4 protein-coding genes are annotated in these 6,671 nt (G+C 38.3%); 3 read left to right on the top strand and 1 reads right to left on the bottom strand.

Annotated features, from left to right (window positions below; all coding sequences use genetic code 11):
* Positions 1–127: 127 nt before the first annotated feature.
* The gene (locus DKZ56_RS08480) at positions 128–3,745 is read right to left on the bottom strand and encodes a dynamin family protein (RefSeq protein WP_208649584.1); all 3,618 of its coding nucleotides are present in this window, start codon (positions 3,743–3,745) and stop codon (positions 128–130) included.
* Between the two features lie 563 nt (positions 3,746–4,308).
* On the opposite strand from DKZ56_RS08480, the gene DKZ56_RS15735 reads away from it, so the two are divergent.
* From DKZ56_RS15735 to DKZ56_RS08470, 3 genes are read left to right on the top strand one after another with little or no spacing between them, the layout of a single operon-like run.
* A complete protein-coding gene (locus tag DKZ56_RS15735; protein ID WP_281275644.1) occupies positions 4,309–4,437 on the top strand; it encodes a hypothetical protein in 129 nt (42 codons plus the stop codon).
* A gap of 43 nt (positions 4,438–4,480) precedes the next feature.
* Entirely contained in the window at positions 4,481–4,972 is a 492-nt protein-coding gene (locus tag DKZ56_RS08475) for a cytochrome c oxidase subunit II (RefSeq protein WP_208649583.1), read from the top strand.
* Positions 4,959–6,641, top strand: a complete 1,683-nt coding sequence (locus DKZ56_RS08470) for a b(o/a)3-type cytochrome-c oxidase subunit 1 (RefSeq protein WP_208649582.1) — start codon at positions 4,959–4,961, stop codon at positions 6,639–6,641. Before DKZ56_RS08475 ends, DKZ56_RS08470 begins: the two co-directional genes overlap by 14 nt.
* Positions 6,642–6,671: the final 30 nt, after the last annotated feature.

Below are 6,671 nucleotides of genomic sequence, written 5' to 3'. Positions count from 1 at the left end.
AACCAAAAACAATGGGGATAAATGGAAAAAAGGAGAATTTGAGTTGGCTCAAATTCTCCTTTTTCCTATCTAGAAGCTAGTTTTGTCCCAGCCTCTTTTTTTAGATTTGTCCAAACCTCTTTGGCTTTTAAGCTCCCACTTTTTGTAATTGTTGATAAATTTCTTTCCATACTGCTAAGCGGCTTTCTTCTTGCAATAGCAAGCGCTCTGTTTGAATTTGATTCATGGCCTGATGGTAAATATGCTTGCGCAATCGTTCCGCTTCCTTAGCAATTTGCTCACGGGCCCAATCCATGATTCGTTGTTTTTCCTCTTCTAAATATTTTTCTGCATCTGGTTTTGTCATATCTTCCAATGCTTGTTTTAAATGCTCCTTCTCATTCTTTTCAAAGAAGGATTTCGTATTTTTAAAGTAAGATTTTACGGAAGCATATTTGTTAAAGTCTTCAAATGGGCCTTCAAAATCCAATAATTGCGCATCTTCAAATTCATAAGCGATGAATGAAAAACTTGGGTTCATTTCTTTTAATGAACGGCTTTCCTCTTTAAACCGCTCTTTAATTTGTTTTTGAATAAATTGGCTAATACGGAAGTTCGTTACCCGAAGTTCTTGGGCAAAGTCAAATTTTAATGAACTCAACGTTTCTTTAAGCGCTTTGCTTAAAGCTTCCTGCGGCGACATAGCTGCAAAAGTGGATGGATTATAACTTTCTCTAAAGAAGTCTGGATAACGGTAATATACCCGTTGCAACACATAGTATAATAATTCATCCAACTCTTGTTTCGTATCGCTTTCAATCATGCTAGTAGACGCACTGCTGTAATGCTTCTCTACATAATTTTCTAATTGGGCGAGTTCTTCTAACCGCTCATCTTTCCGTTTTAAGTTTTCCTCTGTTTGTGTAATTAAATCTGATAAACGTTGATGAGTTTTTTCCACTTCCTCATGAAGCGCTTGAATGGCAATGGATGCAAGGTCTTCATTTAAAAAGCGGTAAAACGCCTCTTCAAATTGCTGCATGCCTGATGAATATTCCGCTTTTTCCTGCTTTTCTCGCAAAGCAAGCAAACTGGATACACCGTACAATTTAGGGAAGCGGATGCCAAAGCGCTGCAATTCATTGCGTACGTATGCTTTTACTTCTTCCGCTTCTTCTTCATCTTTCGCTAAGTCGATGGCATTCACAATAAAGAACATTTTATCCAATTCAAAGGCATCTTTTACGCGGCCTAATTGAATCAAAAATTCCCGGTCAGCCTTCGCAAAGGCATGATTGTAGTATGTGACGAAAAGAATTGCGTCGGCATTTCGGATATATTCGAAAGCCACCCCTGTATGGCGGGCATTGATGGAATCTGCTCCCGGTGTGTCGACAAGGGTTACACCCATGCGCGTTAAAGGACAATCATAATAGAAGTTGATGTTATCGACAAAGCAAGAGCGCCGTTCTTCCGCAACAAAGCGTTCAAATTCTTCCCGATTGACGCGAAGAACTTCACCAAGTTTTTCGACATATGTTGGATATCCCTCTTTATAAGCGCGTATAAAGGATTTATGAACATTGAGGCGCTCATCTTTCAGCTCCACATTCAATGCTTCATCGGCCCGATTATACGCCTCTTCAAGCGAGCCTACCGCAAGGCCGATTGCTTCATATGCGAATTGAATATCCTCCAGCATTTGTTCTTTTGTTTTTAGTTGCACATCGGCTGTTTCATGATGATGCTGTTCATCAACAGGCCGTATTTTATTGATGGCTGCTGTTGTCGGGTTTGGAGAAACCGGCAATACTTTTTCACCCATCAACGCATTGGAGAAACTGGATTTACCCGCACTAAATGCGCCGAATAAGGCAATTGTAAAGTCTTTATGTTCAAGTCTTTCTACTTTTTTCAATAAGAAGTCTGCCACTTCTTCAAATCCTTCAACTTGGCGGACGAGTTTGGCTGTACGCACTGCGCTTTCAACGACTTCTTCTCCTTGCACGGAAAGACTTGTACGTTCTTCTTGCCCTTCCACAAACACTTCTTCTTTCTCTTCTTTTTTCAACATGGAAGGGTCGAACAATCGGACTTCTTTTAATTCTTGTTCGAAACGGTTTTCCCATTGGGCTTTTTGTTTTTTCGCATCATCTCTCGTATTTTTGGAAGCATGTACAAGCTGTCTTTCCAAAAATTCTTTTTGTTCATCTATTCTCACAATGCTTTGAATCGCTTTCGCTTTTTTCTCTAAATTTTTTAATTTTTGCTGAACTGGTGCTTGAGCTGTTTCACTGATTTCTTTTAAGATCGGAATTTGGCTTTCCTTCCAAGCATCCGTTTCACGAATGAAGTAGCGGCGGGTTGCTTCCCTTACACGATTGGCAAAGTTCAACACCGCATCTCCAGTTACAATGGCGTTTTTTTGCACACAATCTTCAATAAGACTAAATGGCACATCAAAAGCCATTGCATCGATTTCGCTTGCCCTTTCATCTGTCAATGCGCCGACATCTTTCAACTGTTGTTTCATCAAAGTTTTCATGTGGCCGATGATTTGGGATTGCAAAATGCTTTGATATTGGTCATACACATCATTTTTGCGGCGTTCGATTTCTTCCTGGGTTTTCTTTTTCCAGCCGAATAGACCGCCTACTTTAAATCCTTCCTGTTGGCTTTCCAAATAAAGCCGCAATTTCTCCCGGAAATCTGCAGGGATAATCGCCGCATTTTCAAGCAATTCATTCCGCTTTTCTTTGAAGCTTTCTTCCCAATTTTCAATAGAGAAAAGCGCCGTCTGCAATTTCAATTTTTCATATTGCTCTATAATATCTTCGCGATTTTCCCATTCATCTCGTGATAAAATGTCTGCATGCTCTTCAAAGAGGGAGTTTTTCTCCTCTTCTAAATAGGCTAAATGTTCACTTTGCATTTTTTTCAATGTATTTTCGGCTGTTTCAATCAAACGTTCTTGCCAATGATCCATGGAATCCATGACAATGTTTTTGACTTTCTCAAAATCATTGTGCGGATGATCAAGCTGCTTTAGCGATGTGAAGAAAATGCCTTTTGGCTCCACTCCCCATGCTTTAAAGGAGTTGTAAACCGTTTCTTTATATTCTTCAAAGGAAAGCTCCTGTTCGTTGTGCTTATCGATTTGGTTTACAATCAAGTACACATTCGGATTGTATTTCATTAATTGTTTCGTAAATTGAAAGTTTAATTCTGATTGCACATGGTTGTAATCCATCGTATAAAAGACGATATCCGCAATATGCAATGCAGATTCTGTACTCATGCGGTGAGCATCATCTGTGGAATCGACTCCCGGAGTATCCATTACAGTTACACCAACAGGCAATTTCGAATCTTTATGCCCGATTTCGATTTGAGTTACAAGCTCTCCGTTTTTGCTAAGCTCTTTCACCGTTTTTATATCGTAGCCAGCTTCAAATTTCACAGGCTTATCATTTTTCATGTAACAAATGGCAAAATCTTCATCCGATTTATGCACCTTTACAATGTTGGCACTCGTCGGAATCGGGCTAGATGCTAAAATATCTTCACCGGATAATGCATTAATCATGCTGGATTTTCCCGCAGAAAAGTGGCCGGCAAATCCAATGACATATTCTTTTTGCAATAGTTTTTTCGCAAATAGATGAAGTTTTTCCATGCGTTCTTCATCTTCATTTTGCTGAAAGATTATGTATTGGATGGCTGCTTGTTCTAACAGTTGCTCTAATTTTTCATCAAAAGTACCCATGCAATAAATACCCCTTTGACTTCATTTTGTCACAATTATAATATTAACACGGTTTCAATGCAAAATCGCTATAAAATCGAAAAGATTCCGGGAAAAAAGAGATTTTTTTAAATAAAAATAGTGCCCCTCTATAATGGTTGGCACTATTTTGTCACGTTTTTCAAAATGTATGTCCCGATCCAACAGTAAATGGCAAAGGCCAGGGCAATGAATAAGTAAACCATTCAAACATTCCCTTTCTTTTTGAGAATCTTTATCAATGATTATATAAAAAAATAAAAATAGATGAAACCCTTTCTCAATTAAAAGGAAAATGAATTATTTGAATCCCCAACATTTACCATGTTCCTCAATTGATTAAAAAAGCAGTATTAACAATACTTCTATTGCTGTTTCCGCTAACAAACAGAAAATGGCCAACAAAAACAGCAAAAAATAAAGAATTAGCTTTCACAGTAATTTCACATTTCCATTCTAGAACTGTGATTTTTATCACATCTTAGCCTTATTATTTTTATTATGATGAATCTGAAGTAACTTATAGAGATTTAGGAGGGAGAGACATGGCAAATCCTAAAAAGCCTTCATCTGAAGAAGATTTAAAAGGTACTCTAATTGCAACCTTTGGTGTAGGTATTATTATTATCATCTTCTGGGTAATTGCATTCGACCTGTACATTGGACGCTTCTAAACACTTGATGTCGAATGCAATACTTAAGTTGGGAGGGAAAACAATGGAGATACACAAGTATGAGAAATGGTGGTTAGTATTTGGTACAGGAACACTTATCGTATTCCTTATCATCCTTGGTGTCAGCGCATTCCATAGCGGGACTCATCCAAATAATTCAAAATGGATCATCAACTATGAAAATGTTGATGAAATTGAACCGTTTAATAACCCTGGGGTTCACAAAGTAGAAGGAAAAGATTGGGATTATGAAGTTGTACTTGTTGCTCAAGCATTTGCTTACAATCCAATGGAAATTGAAATCCCAGTTGGTTCTAAAGTGCGTTTCATTGCAACTACAAAAGACGTTATTCATGGCTTTGAGGTTGCAGGCACAAACATCAACTTGATGCTTGAACCTGGTTATGTATCTGAAAAAATTACAACTTTAGATAAAGCTGGAACGTATACAATTGTATGTAACGAATATTGTGGTACAGGTCACGCATTGATGTACTCTACGTTAAAGGTGGTGGACCCAGATGACAACAACTAAGGAAACAGTGCAAAAATCTGTATCTTCAGGTTTAAAAAATGTTGATCGAAAAGACGGAAAATTAGCATTAGCTTATATTTATGTTGCATTCATAGCCGTATTTTTAGGTGGTACAGCTGGACTTTTACAAGTTTTAGTTCGTTCTGGTGCCTATGAACTTCCTAGTTTTCTTAACTACTATCAAGTATTGACAGTTCACGGCGTTTTACTCGGACTTGTTTTAACAACTTTCTTCATTCTTGGTTTCCAAACAGCTGCTGTCAGCCGCACTAGCGGTACATTCACTGATAAACAACGCACAATCGGCTGGATTGGTTTCTGGGTTGCTACAATTGGTTTAGTGGCAGCAGCAGCTATGATTCTTACAAATGAAGCTTCCGTGCTTTATACATTCTATGCACCATTGCAAGCACACGTTGTATTCTACCTTGGTTTAGCATTCGTTATCGTCGGTTCTTGGATTACTGGTGCTGCGCAAATTATGCGTTTTGTGCAATGGAAAAAAGAAAATAAAGGTCAATCATCACCATTGCTTTCTTTCATGGTCGTTGTCAATAACTTCTTATGGTATGTTTGTACATTAGGTGTAGCAATTGAAGTATTAGTTCAATTAGTGCCATGGTCTTTAGGTTTGGTTGAACGTGTTGACGTATTATTATCTCGTACTCTATTCTGGTATTTTGGTCACGCATTAGTTTATTTCTGGTTATTGCCAGCTTACATGGTTTGGTATGTAGTAATTCCAAAAATCATTGGCGGAAAAATCTTCTCTGAATCTTTAGCAAAACTTGCATTCATGCTATTCTTGATTCTTTCAGTGCCAGTTGGTATCCACCACCAATTCATGGAACCTGGTATTGATGCATTATGGAAATTCATTCAAGCATGTTTAACATTCTTCGTTGTTGTTCCATCTTTAATGACAGCCTTCTCCATGTTCGCAACATTTGAATTGCGAGGACGCGAACTTGGCGGAAAAGGTGTATTCGGTTGGTTTAAAAAATTGCCATGGAACGATTCAAGATTCTTGCTTCCATTTATCGGTATGGTTGCATTCATTCCTGGTGGTGCTGGCGGTATCATCAACGCTTCTTACCAAATGAACGAACTTGTGCATAATACAATTTGGGTAACAGGTCACTTCCACTTAACAATTGCTACTGCTGTTGCATTAACATACTTTGGTACAGCATTCTGGTTAATCCCTCACCTAAATGGTAGAAAATTAACAAAACGTGCAAACAGCATGGCAAACTGCGTTGGTATCTTATGGGCTATTGGTATGACAATCATGTCAAGCTCCATGCACATTGCAGGTTTATTAGGAGCACCACGTCGTTCTGCTTACTCCGAATACGGCGGTTCAGAACAAGCAGCTGAATGGATTTCTTACCAAGTAGCTCAAGCAATTGGTGGTTCAATCCTATTCATTGCAATCTTAGTAATTACTGGATTAATCATTTACCTAGCATTCTTTGCACCAAAAGGCGAGCAAGATTTTCCTGTTGCAGAAGTTGCACCAGGAGCAGCAAAAGTTCCAGCTTCTCTTGAAAACTTCAAACTCTGGGGCGTTATCATGATTGCAGTTATTATCTTCGCTTACACAATTCCAATCATTGATATTATTAATACATCCCCAGTTGGTTCTAAAGGATTCAAATTGTGGTAAAAGTCTAATTCAGGGCTTGTCTAAAAAGTC

Origin of the sequence: Ureibacillus thermophilus, assembly GCF_004331915.1 — a bacterium.
In the GTDB taxonomy this organism is placed as follows: Bacteria; Bacillota; Bacilli; order Bacillales_A; family Planococcaceae; genus Ureibacillus; species Ureibacillus thermophilus.
The sequence above is the reverse complement of the archived record's forward strand: the minus strand, read 5'-3'. Positions and strand labels throughout refer to the sequence as shown.